The 19,008-nt window shown below is 71.0% G+C and carries 18 protein-coding genes; 12 read left to right on the top strand and 6 right to left on the bottom strand.

Translation table 11 applies throughout. From position 1 onward, the window contains the following. Together MFF06_RS19780 and pyk are read left to right on the top strand one after the other, a co-directional pair. Window positions 1-396 (top strand): DUF1036 domain-containing protein (locus tag MFF06_RS19780; RefSeq protein ID WP_238207219.1); only part of this gene is annotated, 396 nt, incomplete at its 5' end. A gap of 151 nt (window positions 397-547) precedes the next feature. Next, window positions 548-1,984: a pyruvate kinase gene (gene pyk, locus MFF06_RS19785; protein ID WP_238207220.1), complete on the top strand. Its 1,437-nt coding sequence runs from the start codon at window positions 548-550 to the stop codon at window positions 1,982-1,984. A gap of 10 nt (window positions 1,985-1,994) precedes the next feature. Here pyk and MFF06_RS19790 read toward each other — a convergent pair whose 3' ends face one another. The 5 genes from MFF06_RS19790 to ubiG form a co-directional block, all read right to left on the bottom strand. Beyond that, a complete protein-coding gene (locus MFF06_RS19790) occupies window positions 1,995-3,008 on the bottom strand; it encodes an alpha/beta fold hydrolase (protein ID WP_370876598.1) in 1,014 nt (337 codons plus the stop codon). Window positions 3,009-3,048: 40 nt separating this feature from the next. Next, window positions 3,049-3,672, bottom strand: a complete 624-nt coding sequence (locus MFF06_RS19795) for a tetratricopeptide repeat protein (RefSeq protein WP_238207225.1) — start codon at window positions 3,670-3,672, stop codon at window positions 3,049-3,051. Window positions 3,673-3,872: 200 nt separating this feature from the next. Then, window positions 3,873-3,998: a type B 50S ribosomal protein L36 gene (gene ykgO / locus MFF06_RS19800; RefSeq protein ID WP_238207227.1), complete on the bottom strand. Its 126-nt coding sequence runs from the start codon at window positions 3,996-3,998 to the stop codon at window positions 3,873-3,875. Window positions 3,999-4,200: 202 nt separating this feature from the next. Next, on the bottom strand, window positions 4,201-4,764 hold the full coding sequence (locus MFF06_RS19805) for a YbhB/YbcL family Raf kinase inhibitor-like protein (protein WP_238207230.1): 564 nt from the start codon (window positions 4,762-4,764) through the stop codon (window positions 4,201-4,203). A gap of 46 nt (window positions 4,765-4,810) precedes the next feature. Next, window positions 4,811-5,596 (bottom strand): bifunctional 2-polyprenyl-6-hydroxyphenol methylase/3-demethylubiquinol 3-O-methyltransferase UbiG, encoded by a 786-nt coding sequence (gene ubiG / locus MFF06_RS19810; RefSeq protein ID WP_238207232.1) that lies wholly within the window; start codon window positions 5,594-5,596, stop codon window positions 4,811-4,813. Between the two features lie 271 nt (window positions 5,597-5,867). On the opposite strand from ubiG, the gene MFF06_RS19815 reads away from it, so the two are divergent. The 6 genes from MFF06_RS19815 (at window position 5,868) to MFF06_RS19840 (ending at window position 14,404) form a co-directional block, all read left to right on the top strand. Continuing rightward, window positions 5,868-7,103: an aspartate kinase gene (locus MFF06_RS19815; RefSeq protein WP_238207234.1), complete on the top strand. Its 1,236-nt coding sequence runs from the start codon at window positions 5,868-5,870 to the stop codon at window positions 7,101-7,103. Window positions 7,104-7,245: 142 nt separating this feature from the next. Then, window positions 7,246-9,507 carry a phosphoenolpyruvate--protein phosphotransferase gene (ptsP, locus tag MFF06_RS19820; protein WP_238207236.1) on the top strand — a complete coding sequence of 754 codons (2,262 nt, stop codon included), beginning with the start codon at window positions 7,246-7,248 and terminating at the stop codon, window positions 9,505-9,507. A gap of 151 nt (window positions 9,508-9,658) precedes the next feature. Continuing rightward, window positions 9,659-10,744, top strand: a complete 1,086-nt coding sequence (gene prfA, locus MFF06_RS19825) for a peptide chain release factor 1 (RefSeq protein WP_238207238.1) — start codon at window positions 9,659-9,661, stop codon at window positions 10,742-10,744. Beyond that, window positions 10,741-11,634: a peptide chain release factor N(5)-glutamine methyltransferase gene (prmC, locus tag MFF06_RS19830; RefSeq protein WP_238207240.1), complete on the top strand. Its 894-nt coding sequence runs from the start codon at window positions 10,741-10,743 to the stop codon at window positions 11,632-11,634. The genes prfA and prmC overlap by 4 nt, the downstream gene beginning before the upstream one ends. Window positions 11,635-12,137: 503 nt before the next feature. Beyond that, window positions 12,138-13,304 (top strand): DUF4167 domain-containing protein, encoded by a 1,167-nt coding sequence (locus MFF06_RS19835; RefSeq protein ID WP_238207242.1) that lies wholly within the window; start codon window positions 12,138-12,140, stop codon window positions 13,302-13,304. 206 nt (window positions 13,305-13,510) lie between these two features. Further along, window positions 13,511-14,404, top strand: a complete 894-nt coding sequence (locus tag MFF06_RS19840) for a cell envelope integrity EipB family protein (RefSeq protein ID WP_238207244.1) — start codon at window positions 13,511-13,513, stop codon at window positions 14,402-14,404. A 132-nt stretch (window positions 14,405-14,536) separates the two neighbouring features. Here the strand turns inward: MFF06_RS19840 and MFF06_RS19845 are convergent, their stop codons facing one another. Next, window positions 14,537-14,839, bottom strand: a complete 303-nt coding sequence (locus MFF06_RS19845) for a DUF3572 domain-containing protein (protein WP_283207295.1) — start codon at window positions 14,837-14,839, stop codon at window positions 14,537-14,539. Window positions 14,840-14,912: 73 nt separating this feature from the next. Here MFF06_RS19845 and MFF06_RS19850 point away from each other — a divergent pair, with 73 nt between their 5' ends. The 4 genes from MFF06_RS19850 to MFF06_RS19865 all read left to right on the top strand — a co-directional run bounded on the left by MFF06_RS19850 (window position 14,913) and on the right by MFF06_RS19865 (window position 18,577). Continuing rightward, complete coding sequence (locus tag MFF06_RS19850; protein ID WP_238207247.1) at window positions 14,913-15,284, top strand: response regulator; 372 nt, start codon at window positions 14,913-14,915, stop codon at window positions 15,282-15,284. Between the two features lie 83 nt (window positions 15,285-15,367). After that, window positions 15,368-16,741, top strand: coding sequence for a PleD family two-component system response regulator (locus MFF06_RS19855; RefSeq protein WP_238207249.1), 1,374 nt, complete (start codon window positions 15,368-15,370; stop codon window positions 16,739-16,741). A 133-nt stretch (window positions 16,742-16,874) separates the two neighbouring features. Then, window positions 16,875-17,837: an acetyl-CoA carboxylase carboxyltransferase subunit alpha gene (locus tag MFF06_RS19860; RefSeq protein WP_238207251.1), complete on the top strand. Its 963-nt coding sequence runs from the start codon at window positions 16,875-16,877 to the stop codon at window positions 17,835-17,837. After that, the gene (locus MFF06_RS19865) at window positions 17,834-18,577 is read left to right on the top strand and encodes a DUF1796 family putative cysteine peptidase (protein WP_238207253.1); all 744 of its coding nucleotides are present in this window, start codon (window positions 17,834-17,836) and stop codon (window positions 18,575-18,577) included. The genes MFF06_RS19860 and MFF06_RS19865 overlap by 4 nt, the downstream gene beginning before the upstream one ends. Window positions 18,578-19,008: the final 431 nt, after the last annotated feature.

Here is a 19,008-nt window from a genome sequence, read left to right on the forward strand (position 1 = left end):
CTCGCCGTTTCGGCCCCCGCCCGTGCCGACCTCCGCCTCTGCAACCAGACCGAGAGTAAGGTCGGCGTCTCCCTCGGCTACAGGGACACGCAGGGCTGGGTCACGGAGGGGTGGTGGGACCTGAAGCCGAAGGGCTGCGAGACGCTGCTCTCCGGCTCGCTCGCGGCACGCTTCTACTATGTCTACGCCGTGGACTACACGCGCGGCGGCGAGTGGGGCGGGCGGGCGATGATGTGCACCCGCGATCCGGAATTCACGGTGCGCGGCATCGAGGATTGCCTCGCCCGCGGCTTCGACCGCAACGGCTTCTTCGAGGTCGATACGGGCGAGCAGAAGAACTGGACGATCCAGCTCACCGAGCCGGACCGGACGCCGAAGGCGGGACCCAAGCCTTAGAAACGCGCCGGGCTCGCCGGCGTAAACTCTCACGATCGTTGGCGGCGCAGGACGCTTGACGCCGCCGGCGCCGCGATGCTCAGAGCGCAGGCCGCGTCGGCGAAACGCGCCACCCCGCACCGCCGCAGACGCCATCCCGGAGGATTGCCGCTTGAAACGTTCCCGCCGCACCAAGATCGTCGCGACGCTCGGCCCCGCCTCCGACTCGCCCGAGATGATCGAGCGGCTGTTCCGGGCGGGCGCGGACGTCTTCCGGCTCAACATGAGCCACCTCTCCCGGGAGAAGCTGCCCGAAAAGGTGGAGGTGATCCGCGCCATCGAGCGCGAGGCCAAGCGGCCGATCGGCATCTTGGTCGATCTCCAGGGACCCAAGCTCCGGCTCGGCACCTTCGCCGAGGGCGCCGTGGTGCTGGAGGAAGGGGCGTCCTTCGTCCTCGACGGCGACCCGACGCCCGGCGACGTCACCCGGTGTCACCTCCCGCACCCGGAGATCCTCGACGCCCTGGAGCCGGACCACGCCGTCCTCCTCGACGACGGCAAGCTGCGGTTGTCGGTGGTTGAGGTCTCCGAGCGGCGCGCGCTCACCCGCGTGGTCGTCGGCGGGCGCATCTCGAACCGCAAGGGTGTCTCCCTACCCCATACGGTGATCCCGGTCCCGGCGATGACCGAGAAGGACCGCTCGGATCTGGAGGCCGGGCTCAATGCCGGGGCCGACTGGATCGCGGTGTCCTTCGTCCAGCGGCCGGAGGACGTGGCCGAGGTCAAGAAGGTCTGCGCCGGACGCGCCCTGGTGATGGCCAAGATCGAGAAGCCGCAGGCGCTCCTGCGCCTCGACGAGATCGTGGAGGTCTCGGACGGGCTGATGGTGGCGCGCGGCGACCTCGGCGTCGAGATGCCCCTCGAGCAGGTGCCCGGCGTCCAGAAGCGCCTGACCCGCAGCGCCCGGCGCTCGGGCAAGCCGGTCGTCGTCGCGACCCAGATGCTCGAATCGATGATCACCGCCCCGGTGCCGACCCGCGCCGAGGTGTCGGACGTGGCGACCGCCGTCTACGAGGGCGCGGACGCGGTGATGCTCTCGGCAGAAAGCGCGGCGGGCGATTACCCGATCGAGGCCGTCTCGACGATGAGCCGCATCGCCGAGCAGGTGGAGAAGGATGCCCTCTACTGGTCGATCATCCGCGCCCAGAAGGACACGCCCGACCAGACCGCCGCCGACGCCATCGCGGCGGCCGCGCACCAGATGGTGGATGCGCTCGACCTCGACGCCATCATGGCCTGGACGAATTCGGGCTCGACCGTCCTGCGCCTCACCCGCGAGCGTCCCAACGCCTCGGTGATCGCCCTCACGCCCCGCCGCGAGACCGCCCGGCGGCTCGCCATCGCCTGGGGCGTCCACCCGATCGTCACCAAGGACGCGAGCGACGTGGACGACATGGCCTTCCGCGCCGCCAAGTTCGCCGTGCGCGAAAGATTCGCGGCGGTGGGCGACCGGATCATCGTCGTGGCCGGGCTCCCCTTCGGCACGCCGGGCGCCACGAACCTCGTACGCCTGACGTTCATCACCCGGGAACACGCCGACAAGGCGTGACGTCTTCCCCTCATCGCGTTCCGGCCGGCTCCGGCTCCGGCCGCTGACGGGGGGCGGCGAGGCCGGCGACCGCGTCCGCGAGGGCCTCCGGCTGCGTGTAGTGGAGCATGTGCCCGGTGGCGGGCAGGAGCACGAGGCGCGCGTGGGGAATCGCCTGCGCGAGGCGCTTGGCCTGGAGATCGGGCTTCACGATCGGATCATCGGCGCCCGAGACGACCGTGGTCGGAACGCGCAGGGTTCCATAGCGCGGGCTGAGGGCGGCGAGGGCTGAGGGCAGGCCGACGAGGTCCTGAACGTTGGCGAGCAGGGTGTCCGGCCGCAGCACCAGGGCGGCGCGCGACGCCACGAGGTAGCCCGGCACGGGCTCCTCCGGCTTGAACACGCGGGCTCCGGCGTCCCGCAGGAAAACCATCGCCATCGGCGGACCGACCGTCCGGCTGAGCAGCCAGAGGACCGGGGGCTTGAGGGCCAGGTTCCAGTACCAGGGCAGGGTGATCGGCCCCGGCATCGGCATCCCGACGCCGGCGGCCAGGACGAGGCCGGAGACCCGTTCGGGGTGGTCGAGGGCGAGGGCGAGGGCCAGGGCTCCGGCCCAGGAATGGCCGAGGACGATCGCGGGGCCGACACCCATGGTTTCGAGGGCGGCGGCGATCAGCCGGGCCTGGGCGGCGGGGTCGGCGTCGGCGCCGCCGCCGGGCCTGTCGCTCCAGCCGAAGCCAGGCCGGTCGAAGGCGATGACCCGGTAGCCGCGCGACGCGATCAGGCGGCCGACGCCCTCCATCGGGTCGGAGGCGTTGGCCGAGGCGCCGTGCAGGAGCACGACCGGAGGGCCGTCCGCCGGTCCCGCCTGGATCGTGGCGAGGCGGCCGCCCGGAACGGCCACGAACGGGCCCTCGGGCGGATGCTGCGCCCCGACCCGCAGGGTGATGATGAGGCTCGCGACGGCGCCCAGCGCCAGGACGGCCGCCACCGCTAGGACGGGGAGGGAGAGCAGCACGACGAACGCCGTCATGGCGCGGGGCATCACCGGAACCGGTCCCGGCCGGGCAGTCCGCCGCCCGGCCTCACAGGTCGCGGCCGTCCACGGACGGAGCGAGGCGGTCCACCGCCTCCTTCACGCTGTCCATCGTCGGGTAGATCGCCAGCGCCCGCCGGTAGGCCGCCAGGGCCCGCGCGTCGTCGTCCATCGATTGATAGATCTTCCCCAGAGCCGACCACGCCTCGAAATGCCTCGGCTCCAGCACCAGGGCCCTCTGGAGATCGGCCACAGCCTCGCCCTTGTCGGAGAGGAGCCAGAACACCGTCGCCCGGCGGTTCCAGCCCTCCGCCCAGCGCGGCTCCAGGGCCGTGGCCCGGTCCATCAGTTCGGCGGCGAGGGCGAAATCGCGGGACACCATCGCCTGACGGGCACGGCTGGTGAGGAGGTCGACGGTGGCGCTGCCGGAGCGGTCGAGCCGCTGTTCGATGAGCTTGGCAATGCCCTTGGCCTCGGCCACGTCCTCCGTCGCCTTCAGGCGTGCGAACAGGTCGTCGAGGCTCGGTGGCTTCGGCGCCGTCTTCTCCGGCGCGGCCTTGCCGGGCGCGTCCCGGTCGCCGGCGGCGCGGCCGTTCGGGGCGGCGAGGGCGACGCCGCAGGCGGGCAGAACCGTCAGGAGGAGCGCGAGGGCGAGCGGGCTTCGGCGCGTCATCGCCCTAAGCTGTGCCGACCGGAGGCGTCCGTCAACGCGCCGTCGTGCCGCGCAGGACGCCGGAGTTCGAGACCTCCGCGCAGAACACCCGCCCGAGGCCCCCCGGCCGCACGGATGGCCAACGCAGGAAAGCCGCGCCCTCGCGGACGCGGCTTCGCAGAAACCCTGATTTAGAGCCCGGCCGGAGCCGGGCCTCGGCCTCAGCCCTGGCGGGCCTTGAAGCGCTTCTGGGTCTTGTTGATGATGTAGACGCGGCCCTTGCGGCGCACGAGCTGGTTGTCCCGGTGACGGCCGAGCAGCGACTTGAGGGAGTTACGGATCTTCATCGGTCTCTCGGCCGCGGGCGGCCGTCCAAGAAAGGGTTCGTCGAAAACGTCCGGCCGGTCTCGGGACGCGCACGGCGCGCCCGGCGATGACGGCACAGGCATCGCGGGATCGGCGTCGCCATATCAGGATTCGCGCTTCGGAGGCAAGCCTCGGCGGGGGAGCCAGCTCCGCGAGCGCCGTCACTGACAAGGACGGGTTGGCTCACGCCCGCGCATAGGTGCCGATCAGGGCCCCCTTCGCAAGGGTGCATCCCTCCATGGCCGCCACCACCGCCTCGCGACCGCTGCCCGCTTCGAGGTCGAGGCGCCGGGAGAGGGCGTAGACCTGGAACAGGTAGTCGTGGTCGCCATGCCCGGTGGGCGGGTCCGGCGGCAGCCAGCCCGACTTGAGGAAGCTGTTCTTGCCGAGGGCGAAGGCGGCCGTCTCCTCGACCGATGCGGCCCCCTCGGTGAGGCTCCCGGCCGGATCGATGTTCCAGGCGAGCAGGTGGACGAGGGGCTTCGGTGTCGGGCTGCCCGCATCTTCCACGATGACCGCCACGGACACCGTGCCGCCGGGCAGGCCGTCCCAGGCGAGCGGCGGGGACACGCCGTCGCCGTCGGCCGTCGTGCGGGCGGGCAGGGCGCCCCGGTCGGTGAAGGCGGAACTCGTCACGCGCACGCCTTCGGCCACGCCGGACAGGGCGGCATGATAGATGGTCCCGTCGAGGCCGGCCTTCACGCCGGACAGGGCCTCCCCGAGGACACGGGGCATCTTCTCCAGCATGGTGCACTCCTTCTCGCGCCGGACAACGGCGGAGGGAGACGCTGGTTCAGACGGGCGTGCTCATCGGCGGCTTGGCCGCGTGCAGCATGTAGTTCACCGCCTGGTCGCGGCTCAGGCGCCAGCCGTCGGTGAGCGGATTGTAGGCGACGCCGGTGGTCTCCTCGACGGTGAGTCCGCCCGACCGGATCGCGGCGGACAGTTCGTCCGGCCGGACGAACTTGTCCCAGTCGTGCGTCCCCTTGGGCAGCCAGCCGAGGACGTATTCCGCGCCCACGATGGCGAGGGCGTAGGACCGGAGTGTCCGGTTGAGCGTGGCGGCGAAGAGCAGCCCGCCGGGCTTCACGGCGGCGCAGGCGCTGCGCACGAAGGCGGGCATGTCGGAGACGTGCTCCACCACCTCCATGATCAGCACCGCGTCGAAGGTTTCGCCGGCGGCGACCACCTCCTCGATCGTCCGTGCCCGATAATCCACCGCAATGCCCGCCGCCTCGGCATGGGCGCGGGCGACCTCGAGGTTGCGCGCGGCAGGGTCGAGCCCCGTCACCGTCGCGCCCAGCCGGGCCAGCGGCTCGGAGAGCACGCCGCCGCCGCAGCCGACGTCGCAGATCCTCAGCCCGTCGAGGGAAAAGGGCGCCTTCGCGTCCCGGCCGAGATGGCGGCAGAGGGTGTCGCGAATGTAGCCGAGGCGCACCGGATTGAACCGGTGCAGCACGCGCATCGGGCCGGCCTCGTCCCACCATGTGGCGGCCAGCGCGTCGAATCGCGCCACCTCGTCCCGATCGACGAACCCGCCCGCGCCCGTCCCGTCCGTGTTTCTGCTGCCCGAGTCCATGCCGTCCCGCACTCCCGATCCCACCCGACCACCATCCCATCCGGCGGTCCGGCGCAAGCCGCGTCATGCGCGCATCCGGCCCTCCGGTTTCCGAGGAATTGCCGCGCATTCGGGCAAATCCACCACAGGTTGAATGAGCATCGTCTGGCATACCTGGCCGGGCGTTGACAGGGTGGACCGGCGCAGTTACCCGCAGGCCCCGTCGGGGTGGGCCGCCGAGGCTCCCGGCATCTGCCCGCTCCGCCTGTACGGGCCTGGAATCGTTCGAAGAATGCCCCGTCTGGTGATGAAGTTCGGCGGTACGTCCGTCGCGAACGTCGATCGTATCCGCAACGTGGCGCGCCACGTCGCCCGCGAGGTCGCGGCGGGGTACGACGTCGCCGTGATCGTGTCGGCCATGTCGGGCAAGACCAACGAGCTGGTCGAGTGGGTGAAGGACGCCAACGCCCTCTACGACACCGCCGAGTACGATGCGGTGGTGGCCTCGGGCGAACTCGTCACGGCCGGCCTGCTGGCCATCGCCCTGCAGAAGGAGGGCCTGAAGGCCCGGTCCTGGCAGGGCTGGCAGATCCCGGTCCTGACCTCCGACGCCCACGGCTCGGCGCGGATCGCCGACATCCCCTCCGCCAACCTCGATGCGGGTTTCGCCCGAGGCGAGGTCGCGGTGATCGCGGGCTTCCAGGGCATCCATGCCGAGACCGGCCGGGTCACGACGCTGGGGCGCGGTGGCTCCGACACCTCGGCGGTGGCGGTGGCGGCGGCCATCGGGGCCGAGCGCTGCGACATCTACACCGACGTGGACGGGGTCTACACCACCGACCCGCGCGTCGTGCCGAAGGCCAAGCGCATGGAGCGCGTCACCTTCGAGGAAATGCTGGAGATGGCCTCGCTCGGCGCCAAGGTGCTGCAGGTGCGCTCCGTCGAACTCGCGATGGTGCACCGGGTGCCGACCACCGTCCGCTCCTCCTTCGACCCGCCGGACGCGGCACGGCCGGGCACCCTCATCTGCGACGAGGACGACATCGTGGAACAGCAGATCATCACCGGGATCGCCTTTTCCCGGGACGAGGCGCAGATCACCCTGCGCCGGGTCAAGGACAGCCCCGGGGTCGCCGCCGCGATCTTCGGGCCCCTGGCCGACGCGAACATCAACGTCGACATGATCATCCAGACGGTCTCGGGCGACCAGTCGACCACCGACATGACCTTCACGGTGCCCTCCGCCGAGTACCAGCGCGCCCGCGCGATCCTCGACGAGGCCCGGAGCCAAATCGGCTACGCGCAGATCGAGGGCGCGACGGACGTGGTGAAGGTTTCGGCCATCGGCGTCGGAATGCGCAGCCATGCCGGCGTCGCCGCCAAGGCGTTCCGGGCGCTCGCCGAGAAGGGCATCAACATCCGCGCGATCACGACCTCCGAGATCAAGTTCTCGGTGCTGATCGAGGCCGCCTACACCGAGCTCGCGGTGCGGACGCTGCATTCGCTCTACGGCCTCGATCAAGCTTGACCGTGCCGGCATCCGGCCATCCGAAAGCCGTGATGATCTGAACTAAACGCCCCGGGCCGGATTGCCGTCTCGGGGCGATTGGCGCCAAGGTTGCAGGACGGTCGACGCCACGGCCGCCCGCCGACGCTGGAACGACGACACGATGCCCGCTGCGCCCGGAGGTCCGCGCCTTCTGCTGCGCCGTCTCCGCGAAGCGATGGCGGAGCCGGTGAGCCCGCAGGCGCGCCTGGACCGCATCGTCGTCCTGATCGCCGCGAACGTGGTGGCCGAGGTGTGCTCGGTCTACGTGCTGCGCGACGACAACACCCTCGAACTCTTCGCCACCGAGGGCCTGAACCGCGAGGCGGTGCATCTCACGCGGATGCGGGCCGACGAGGGCCTCGTCGGCCTGATCGCGTCCACCGCCGAGCCCCTGGCCCTGTCGGACGCGCAGACCCACCCGGCCTTCTCCTACCGGCCGGAGACGGGCGAGGAGATCTACCACGCCTTCCTCGGCGTACCGCTCCTGCGGGCGGGCAACACGCTCGGCGTCCTCACCGTCCAGAACAAGACCTACCGGGTCTATTCCGAGGAGGAGATCGAGGCGCTCCAGACCACCGCCATGGTGCTCTCGGAGATGATCGCCTCGGGCGAGCTCGACGGGCTCGGCTCCCAGGCCGCCTCCGCCGCAAGGCGGCCGGTGATGGCCCGCGGCGTCGCCCTCTCCGAGGGGATCGGCCTGGGCCACGTGGTGCTGCACGAGCCGCGCCTCGTGGTGAAGACGCTCATCGCCGAGAACGTCGAGAAGGAGGTCGCCCGGCTCGATCAGGCGATCGAGGGCGTGCGCTCCGCGATCGACGCCCTGGTGGAGCGCGGCGACCGCATCGGCACCGCCGAATCGCGGGAGGTCCTCGAGACGGTGCGTATGTTCGCCCACGACCAGGGCTGGCTGCGCCGGATGCGCGAGGCCGTGACCTCGGGCCTCACCGCCGAGGCGGCGGTGGAGCGGGTGCAGTCCGACAACCGGGCGCGGATGCTCCGGCAATCCGATCCCTACCTGCGCGAGCGCCTGCACGACCTCGACGACCTCGCCAACCGCCTCCTGCGGGCGTTGATCGGCCCCGGCGCGGCGGGCACGGCGCCCCTGCCCGAGAACGCGATCCTCGTGGCCCGGACCATGGGGCCGGCGGCGCTGCTCGATTACGACGCGGGGACGCTGCGCGGCATCGTGCTGGAGGAGGGCGGCCCCACGAGCCACGTCGCCATCGTGGCACGGGCACTCGGCATCCCCGCCGTGGGCGAGGTGGAGAACGCCACGGCGCTCAGCGAATCCGGCGACGCGATCATCGTCGATGCCGTGGCAGGCGAGGTCCATGTCCGGCCGGGGCCGGAGATCGAATCCTCGTACGCCGAGATGGTACGCCTGCGCGCCCGGCGCCAGGAACAGTACCGGGCGCTGCGCGACGTGCCCGCCGTCACCCGCGACGGGGTGAAGATCGGCCTCAACCTCAATGCCGGGCTGCTCATCGACTTCAGCCACCTGGACGAGACCGGCGCGGAGGGCGTCGGCCTGTTCCGCACCGAGTTGCAGTTCATGGTGGCGCAGCGGATGCCCTCCGCCGCCGAGCAGCAGGCCCTTTATAGCCAAGCCTTCGCCGCCTCGGGCGGGCGGCCGGTGACGGTGCGGACCCTCGACATCGGCGGCGACAAGATCCTGCCGTACATGGCCAAGCTCGAGGAGGAGAACCCGGCGCTGGGCTGGCGGGCGATCCGCATCGGCCTCGACAGGCCCGCCCTGTTGCGGATGCAGCTGCGCGCCCTCCTCAAGGCCGCCGAGGGGCGGGCCCTGAAGATCATGTTCCCCATGGTCGCCACTGTGCACGAGTTCACCCAGGCCCGGGAGATCGTGGAGCGCGAGAAGGCCCACCTCGCCCGGCACGGCTACAGGCTGCCGTCCCCCTGCGAGCTCGGGGCGATGGTGGAGGTGCCCTCGCTCCTCTTCCAGATCGACGAGATCGCCAAGGAGGCGGACTTCCTCTCCGTCGGCTCCAACGACCTGATGCAGTTCCTCTTCGCCGTGGACCGGGAGAATCGCCGGGTCGCGGAGCGGTTCGATCCGCTCTCGGTGGCGGCGCTGCGGGCCTTCCGGCTGATCGCCGAGCGGGCGAACGCGGCGGGATGCCCGGTCACGGTCTGCGGCGAGATCGGCGGACGGCCCCTCGACGCCATGGCGCTGATCGGGCTGGGCTTCCGCAACCTCTCGATGTCGCCGGCCGCGCTCGGTCCGCTCAAGGCGATGGTGCTGAACCTCGATGCAGGCGATGTCGCGCGCCTGATCGACGCCGAGATGGCCACGATGCACGACGGCCAGACGCTACGCCCGGCACTCATCGCTTACGCGCACGCGCACGGGGTGCCGATCTAACCGACTGCCGACGGTGTCTCGCCGGCTTTGCGAGGGGCGCGAAGCTCGGACGGCGGTCCATTGAGACCGGTCTTGCGGAACCTTCCGCTGGGGTTGTACCCCCACGCAGAATTGGGGCGCCACACCGACGTCACCTCAGAACAAGCGGGCAATGATCCCTTTCCCCCCCGAACGCCTCGACGCCATCCTCGTCCGGCACGACATGGTCACCGGCCAGCTCGCCACGGGCGAGGGCGATGCCGAGACCGTGGTGCAGCTCTCCCGCGAGCTGTCCGACCTCGATCCCGTCGTGGCCGCGATCCGCGCCTACCGGGCCGCGCTGGACAACCTCGCCGGGATCGAGGCGATGATCGACGAGGCCGGGACCGACCCCGAGATGCGGGCGCTGGCCGCCGAGGAGAAGCCGGAGGCCGAGGAGGTTCTGGAGGGAGCGCACCGCGCCCTCCAGCTGATGCTGCTGCCCAAGGATGCGGCGGACGAGAAGAGCGCAATCCTCGAGGTCCGCGCCGGGACGGGCGGCGACGAGGCGGCGCTGTTCGCGGGCGACCTGTTCCGCATGTACGCCAAGTACGCGGAATCCAAGGGCTGGAAGGTGGAGGTGCTGTCGGAGAGCGAGGGCACCGTCGGCGGCTACCGGGAAATCGTCGCCGAGGTGAAGGGGCGGGGCGTCTTCGCCCGCATGAAGTTCGAGAGCGGCGCCCACCGGGTCCAGCGGGTCCCGGACACCGAGACCCAGGGACGCATCCACACCTCCGCCGCCACCGTCGCGGTGCTGCCGGAGGCGGAGGATGTGGATATCGTCGTCAACGACGCCGACCTGAAGATCGATACGATGCGCGCGCAAGGGGCGGGCGGGCAGCACGTCAACAAGACGGAATCCGCGATCCGCATCACCCACCTGCCGACGGGGATCGTCGTCTTCGTCCAGGAGGAGCGCTCGCAGCACAAGAACCGCGCACGGGCCATGTCCCTGCTGCGGGCGAAGCTCTACGACGCCGAGCGCAGCGCCAAGGACAATGCCCGCGCCGCCGACCGGAAGGCGCAGGTCGGCTCCGGCGACCGCTCGGAGCGCATCCGCACCTACAACTTCCCGCAGGGGCGGGTGACGGACCATCGCATCAACCTCACCCTCTACAAGTTGGAGGAGGTCATGGCCGGCACCGCCCTGGACGAGGTGGTGGACGCGCTGATCGCCGAGCACCAGGCCGAACTGCTCGCCGCCGAGGGCATGGCGTGACGGGGCGAGGGGGGCCGGGGGGGCCGCCCGTCGACCCCGCCGCCACCCGCCGGGCCGCCCTGCGCGAGGCGGGCGCTTACCTCGCCGCCGCGGGCATCGCCGACGCGGAGCGGGAGGCCCGCTTCCTGCTCCTCGGCCTGCTCGGCCTGGAGCCCCGCGACCTCGCCCTCGCCGGGGACAGGCCCCTCGGCCCGGAGGGGGCGGCGACCCTCGCGCCCGCCCTCGCCCGGCGGGCGGCGGGGGAACCGGTCGCCCGCATCCTCGGGCAGTGGGAGTTCTGGGGCCTGCCCTTCGCCCTCGTGCCGGAGACGCTGGTCCCCCGGCCGGATACGGAGACCGTCGTGGAGGCGGCCCTCGCCGCCTTGCCCGCCCGCGACGCGCCACTGCGCCTCCTCGACCTCGGCACCGGCTCGGGCTGCCTCCTCGTGGCCCTGCTCAGCGAGTTGCCGGCGGCCACCGGCCTCGGGATCGACCGGTCCTTCGCCGCGCTCGCCGCCGCCCGTCACAACGCGGCCGCGAACGGCGTGGGCGAGCGCGCCGCCTTCGCCTGCGGCGACTGGTGCGACGCCCTCCGTGGTCCCTTCGACCTCGTGGTCTCGAACCCGCCCTACATCCGCGCCGCCGTCATCCCCGGCCTCGACCGGGAGGTGGCCGCACACGACCCCCACGCCGCCCTCGACGGCGGAGAGGACGGGCTCGATGCCTACCGGCCGATCCTCACGCAATTGGGAACGGGCGGGATCCTGGCGTCCGGTGCGACGGCGGTCGTGGAGATCGGCTACGATCAGGCTGAAGCCGTGAGCGCCCTGGGGTGCCGGGCGGGCCTCGGCCCCGGACGCCTCGCCCGCGACCTCGCCGGCCACCCGCGCGCCATCACATTTCAACGGTGAATTGCACGATCCGGCACGACAATCCGGTCTTCGTTCTTGAAATCGAACCGGTCCATGCGAGATTTGGTGCCACCGCAAAGCCCGCCCTGCGGCGCGCGAGGCAAAAAATGCTTGTTGCGGCGTACGGGAGACGATAAAGTCCGCTTGAAGATCGCGAACGTTTCGTTAAGACGAACGGCGATAGGGTCGGTGTGGACCTCGGCCGTACGTAGTTCGCCGATCCCCTAACATTGCCGGAGTACGATGCGCGCGGAGCCCGCGCGTCCGTCCGGCACCGCTCGAACCTGACAACCGGCTGGTGTTTCGCGCTTCACCGCAAGTGCGCGGCGCGAGGGATGGATCAGGCAGCCGGTGAGGCCCGTGCAGAGACAGCCCGGGCGCCTCCGCGCGGCATGTGCCGGATCGGCACGTCGGCGCCGCGCCGGAAACCGGACGCCCCTTTGACTAGTCTGGCGTGAACTGAGGGTCACTGAAGACCGATGAGACCGAACCAGAATCGACGGATGCGTGGCCGCAACCGGCCCAAGGGTCCCAATCCGCTCACCCGGTCGTACGAATCGAACGGCCCCGACGTCAAGATCCGCGGTACCGCTCAGCACATCGCCGACAAGTACGCGCAGCTGGCCCGCGACGCCCTCGCGGCCGGCGATCCCGTTGCCGCCGAGAACTACTTCCAGCACGGCGAGCATTACTTCCGCATCATTTCCGGCGCGCAGGAGCAGACCCGCCCGGCGCAGAGCGGCTACGCGGCCCGTCCCTTCGACGACGAGATGGACGAGGGCGAGGAGGAGAGCCAGGGCGGCCAGTCGAACGGCCAGGGCTATAACGGCCAGGGCTACGCCCAGGACGAGTACGCCGACCCGGGCCAGCAGCCGCAGCCCTACGAGGGGCGGCAGGACAACTACCAGGAGGGCCGCCAGGGCCGCGACCGGTTCCAGAACCGCGACCAGCGCCGCTTCGACCAGAATAACCGCTTCGACGGCCAGGGCCGGCAGGATTACGGCCGGGATCGCCAGCGCCAGGATCACAACCGGCAGGACGGCAACCGTCAGGATTACGGGCGGCAGGACTATCGTGGCCAGGAGGGCGGTCGCCAGGACGCCCCCCGCCAAGACGGCCCCCGCCAGGACGGCCCCCGCCAGGACGGTGCCCGCTACGAGAACGGGCGGCAGGATCATTCGCGCCAGGACTTCGACCGGGGCAACGCGCCCCGCGGCGAGCGCCAGGACTTCCGCAACCAGGAGTCCCGCAGCCAGGAGCCGCGCTCTCAGGAGCCGCGGAACCAAGAGACGCGGAGCCAGGAGCCGCGCACTCAGGAGCCACGCACTCAGGAAGGGCGGGCCGAGCGCCAGGACCGGCGCGAGTACCGTGGCGACGCCCCCCGTGCGGACTACCAGCGCCCCGAGGGCTCGTCCCGCCGCGAGCGCCGTCGCGAGGAGCCCGCTCCGGTCGCCGCCGAGGAGGCTGCGGGCCTGCCGGCCTTCCTGATGGCGCCCGTCCGTCCGGCGCCCGCCGCCGCTGCGCCGGAGCCGGAGCAGCCCTCCGTCGTGGAGAGCGCCGAGGAGGCCCCCGCGCCGAAGCCCCGGCGCCGCCGCCGTCCGCGCTTCGAGGGCACCGCCGAGGGCGCCGAGCCCGCCGCCACGCCGTCGGACGACTCGTCGGCCGAGTGAGCGCGACGGGCCGCGCGGCCGTCTCCCCCGCCGCGCGACCCGTTTTGCCCGTGGCCTTCGCCTTGACCGGAGGCCCCTGCAACGACAGGTTGGACATCCCGCATCCCCCGCCCAGGACCGCACGGTCACCGGCGGAGGGGTTCCTCCAGGATCGTCCTGACCCGCGCGACATCCCGCTCGCGCGTTCGCCCAGAACGGGGCTTTCGATGGTTCACCTGCCGCGCGGCGTCTTCGCCGCTCTGTTGCTCCTCGCGGGCCCTGCGGTGGCGGCGACGCCCGCCGCGCCGCCGGAGAGCCCGGCCGGGGCCGACAAGGCGACCGCCCCCATCGTGCTCGCCAATCACCGCGCGGTCTACGACCTGTCGCTCGCCAGCAGCACGGGCACCCGCCCCGTGGAGGGCGCCCGCGGCCGGATCGTCCTCGATTTCCGGGGCGATGCCTGCCGCGGCTACACGATGCAGACGCGGCAGGTCACGGAGCTGACCTCCGGCGAGAGCGGCACCCGCCTGTCCGACCTGCGCAGCACCACCTTCGAGGGCGGCGACGGCAAGGAATTCCGGTTCAACACGACGACCTCCTCCGACAACCAGAAGGCCGCCCCGGTGGAAGGGTCGGCGACGACGGACGACGGCAAGCTGACGATCCGGCTCAAGGGCACGCCGAAGCCCATCACCGCCACGGGGCCGGCGCTGTTCCCGAGCGCGCACATGAAGCGCCTGATCGAGGCGGCGCGGGCCGGGCAGACCACGGTCTCCGTGAAGGTCTATGACGGCTCGGACGACGGCCGGAAGGTCTACGACACCTTCGCGGTGATCGGCCAGGAGGCGTCGGGCTCGGCCGAGGCGGCGGCCAAGGCCGACCAGGACAAGCCCCTGCAGACCGGATCCATCGCCGGCGTCCGGCGCTGGCCCGTGAAGCTGACCTACTACACCGACGGCGCGGGCGAGCGCACGCCGATCTACACCCTCGCCTTCGACCTCTACGAGAACGGCGTGAGCGGGCGCATCAAGCTCGATTACGGGGAGTTCGTGCTGGCCGGGACGATGACGACCCTCGACCTGGAAGCCGACAAGGCCCCGGAGAAGGGCTGCGCCCGGTAGGGCGCTTTCCGCGGCCGAACGGCGAACGCACCCCTCGGCAGTGAGACGGGGCGTTCCGGCCCCTTTGCGCGGCGCGGGACTTGCCTCCCACTCCCCGCCCCGGGGCGAGGCGGCGGAGGGCGCGGCCGCGCGTCAGCTCCATTCGTCGTCCGGCTGGGGCGAGAGACGCTGCCAAGCCGCGACGATGCGCTCGGGCTTGATGCCGAGGGCGGCGGCACAGGCGATCAGGACAGGTTCGTGCTGAGCGACATGATCGAGCACGCCCGCCAGGAAGGCGGGGTCCTGGGCACCGGCCCTGACCGCCCCCACATCGAGGCCGGTGGCCGCGAGAAAGGGAAAAAGCCGATCCTCGTCCCCCACGATCCACAGCAGAACATCGAGGGCCAAGGCTTGCGCGGGGTCTTCCCCCTGGTGCGGTTTGCCTTTCGTCAACATGTAACCCTTAAAACCGACGCAATGGGGCTGATGGGTCCTTAATCATGATCGGCTCTGACCGAGGCAAGGAACCATGTCGAAGACGGTGCTGATCGTCGAGGACAACGAACTGAACATGAAGCTGTTCAACGACCTCCTCGAGGCGAACGGCTACGCGACGCTCAAGACCGCCAACGGGATCGAGGCGATCGAACTCGCCCGCGCGCATCACCCCGACCTGATCCTCATGGACATCCAGCTCCCGGAGGTGTCGGGCCTGGAGGTCACGAAGTGGCTGAAGGAGGACGACGACCTCAAGTCGATCCCCATCATCGCCATCACGGCCTTCGCCATGAAGGGCGACGAGGAGCGGATCCGGGAGGGCGGGTGCGAGGCGTACCTTTCCAAGCCCATCTCCGTCGCGAAGTTTTTGGCAACGGTTCGCACGTATCTTGAGCCGCGATGACAGGGCGTCGATCCGGTTCGGCGCCCTCGATCCGGTAACCGCACCCGCTCGGCGAGCCCGGTGACGACCCGAAGCGAGGAAGCATGTCGGCACGCGTCCTGATTGTCGATGACTTGTTTCCGAACGTAAAGTTGCTCGAGACGAAGCTCGGCCTCGAATATTTCGACACGCTCGCCGCGATGAACGGCCCCGACGCCATCGCGATCTGCGAGAAGGGCCTGTGCGACCTCGTCCTTCTGGACGTGATGATGCCCGGCATGGACGGGTTCGAGGTCTGCCGCCACCTCAAGGGCAACCCCGTCACGGCCCATATCCCGGTGGTGATGGTCACCGCCCTCGATCAGCCCTCCGACCGGTTGAAGGGCCTCGATGCGGGGGCCGACGACTTCCTGACGAAGCCCGTCGACGACACCGCCCTGTTCACCCGCGTCCGCAGCCTCGTCCGCCTGAAGGCCGTCACCGACGAGCTGCGCCAGCGCGCGCTCGCCTCCCGCGCCTACGGGATCGGCGATCCGCTGGCCACCGCCGCCGCCGAGAGCGGGCTCGACGCGAACATCCTCATCGTGGAGGACCGGCCCGGCGCCGCCGAGCGGATGGCGACGGCCCTGCTCCAGCATCACCGCATCACCGTGGAGACGAACCCCATCGCCGCCATGCAACTCGCGGCGGAGACGGAGTTCGACCTCGCCCTCATCAGCCTCGACCTCGACGGGCACGACGGCCTGCGCCTGTGCAGCCAGCTCCGGTCCCTCGACCGGACACGGGGAATGCCGCTCATCATGATCGCGGAGGCCCATGACCGCGCGCGGATCACCCGCGGCCTGGATTTCGGCGTCCACGACTATCTGATGCGCCCGCTCGACCGGAACGAGCTCCTCGCCCGTACCCGCACCCAGGTGCGGCGCAAGCGCTATTCGGACGTGCTGCGCGGGGCGATGCAGGCCTCGCTGCAGATGGCGGTGACGGACGGCCTCACCGGCCTGCACAACCGCCGCTACCTCGACAGCCACCTCGGCGCCCTGTTCGCGGAGGAGGGCGTGCGCGGCCGGGCGCTGGCGACGCTGATCCTCGACATCGACCGGTTCAAGTCCATCAACGACACCTTCGGTCACGAGGCCGGGGACGAGGTGCTGCGGGCCTTCGCCGACCGCGTGCGCCAGCACACACGGCCCATCGACATCGTCGCCCGCTACGGCGGCGAGGAGATCGTGGTGATCCTGCCCGATACCGGCCTGACCGAGGCCCGCGCCATCGCCGAGCGCATCCGTGAGCGGATCGAGGCGACGCCGTTCCCGGTCCTGCGCCAGACGCGCGCGCTGACGGTGACGGTCTCCATCGGCGTGGCGGTGCGGGGCGCGCACGACGGATCGCCCGGCGACATGCTCCGCCGGGCCGACGAGGGCCTCTACGAGGCGAAGGCCACCGGCCGCAACCGGGTCGTGGCCCAGGCGGCCTGAGCGCGAGGCTTCTGTCCGGCGCCGCGCTCCGCTAAAGGTTGACAGCGTCGGGCTTTCCGCCAACACCTCGCGCCCGCTGCGGCCGGGGATGGATCCGGCGCGATCCGTCCACGACCATTGCAAACGGGACCCCATGGCGGCGACGCGCTCCTATCTCGATTTCGAGAAGCCGGTGGCCGAGCTCGAAGCGAAGCTCGAAGAACTCCGCGCGGTCGGCAGCCAGGACGGCGCCGTCTCGATCAGCGAGGAGGTCGGCCGCCTCGAAGCGAAGGCGCGGCAGGCCCTGGCCGAGATCTACGCGGCGCTGACGCCTTGGCAGAAGACCCAGGTGGCCCGGCATCCGCAGCGCCCGCACTTCGTGGATTACTGCGCGGGCCTGATCGAGGAGTTCACCCCGCTCGCCGGCGACCGCGCCTTCGGCGAGGACGAGGCCATCGTCGGCGGCCTCGGCCGGTTCCGCGGCCGTCCGGTCTGCGTGCTGGGCCAGGAGAAGGGCGCCACCACGGAGGCCCGCCTGCGCCACAACTTCGGGATGGCCCGGCCCGAGGGCTACCGGAAGGCCGTGCGCCTGATGGAGACGGCGGACCGCTTCGGCCTGCCGGTGATCGCCTTCGTGGACACGGCGGGCGCCTATCCCGGCATCGAGGCCGAGGAGCGGGGCCAAGCGGAGGCCATCGCCCGCTCGACGGAGGCGTGCCTCGCGCTGTCCGTGCCGAACGTCGCCGTAGTGATCGGGGAGGGCGGGTCCGGCGGGGCCATCGCGCTCGCCACGGCCAACCGGGTGCTGATGCTGGAGCACGCGATCTACGGCGTGATCTCTCCGGAGGGCGCCGCCTCGATCCTCTGGCGGGACGGCGGCCGGGCGCACGAGGCGGCGACCGCCATGAAGATCACCGCGCAGGACCTCCTGCGCCTCGGCGTCATCGATGCCATCATCCCCGAGGCGGTCGGCGGGGCTCACCGTGACCGGGAGGGCGCGATCCACGCGGCCGGACAGGCCATCGCGGAATCGCTCGCGCTGTTCGACGGCGTCGATCCCGCCACGATCCGCGACCGGCGGGCGGAGAAATTCCTCGAGATCGGCCGCCGTCTATGATCGACACCGCCGGGCTGCGGAGCACGATCGGTCGGGTCGGGCGTCGCTTCGGGCTGCCCATCGGGCGTTTCGACACCCGCGAGCCGGGGGGCTTCAACCACGTTTCCCTCGGCTGCAATTGCCAGATGGCGCATGTGCTGAAGATCCTCGGCCTGCGCAAATGGTCCGGCCCCCTCGACTGGCTGTTCTCCATGCCGGGGATGGCCCGCGACTGCCTCGCGGACGATTTCGCGACGCTTGTCGACCGCGGGCAACTGGAGAGCATTCCGTCCTCGGAGCGGCGCGGGCCCGGCATCTGGCGCGGGCGCCACCGCCTCTACCGCGAGCGGCACGGGCTCGAATGCGTGTTCAACCACCACGACCCCGCCCTCGTACCGGCGGATTACACCTTCCTCACCGAAGGTGTCCGCCGCCTGCGCCTCGCCCTGGATACGCCGGGGACGAAGAACCGGCTGTGGATGATGACGCATCTTTGGACGCCGAAGACCACGGCGGAGGAGATCGCCGGGCTTCTCCGCCAGCGTCCGAGCCGGAACCACCTCACGTTCCTCCAGCTCGAGACCGGCCGCGACCGTGTGGAGATCGTCGAAACCCTCGATCTCGCGCCCGAGCTGCGCTGGATCACGGTCCACACGCCGAGCGAGCCGGTCGGCCTGCGCCTCGCCGACCCGGCGGACGACGCGGTGTTGGTGGCCTTGATCAAGGCCGAGGCGGAGCGCTCACCGGCCATCCTCAACTAGCGCCGGAGCCGACCCTGTCGGCTCAATCGGCTGTGTTCTTGAGCGTTTTCGGGGAACCCTGGATCCGACGCCGCCCCGTTTCTACGAGCATCGGAGAAGCAATCCAGGGCAGCGGGACGTGGCCGTACGAGGCGGATCCCTGGATCGCTCGCTGCGCCCGCGATGACGACGAGCCTCGTTGCGCAGCCTGTCGATGTGCCTTCTGTGATCTCCGGATCCCGGACGTCTTCATCCTCCTGCGAGAGGCGTGTGTGGTACGTCACGCCCGTCGCCGCGACGGCCCCGAAATCGGTGGACCGATGCGTCCGGCGCCGGGCCGGTGTTGCTCCGGCGCCATTGCGGTAACGAAGGCGCAAGCTTAACGACGCTACAGAGTTGGGGGAGTGATGCCCGAAGACGGCCGGTTCGCGTGGCCATCGGGCAGAGGTTCG

The organism is Methylobacterium aerolatum, assembly GCF_022179085.1.
GTDB classification, from domain to species: domain Bacteria; phylum Pseudomonadota; class Alphaproteobacteria; order Rhizobiales; family Beijerinckiaceae; genus Methylobacterium; species Methylobacterium aerolatum.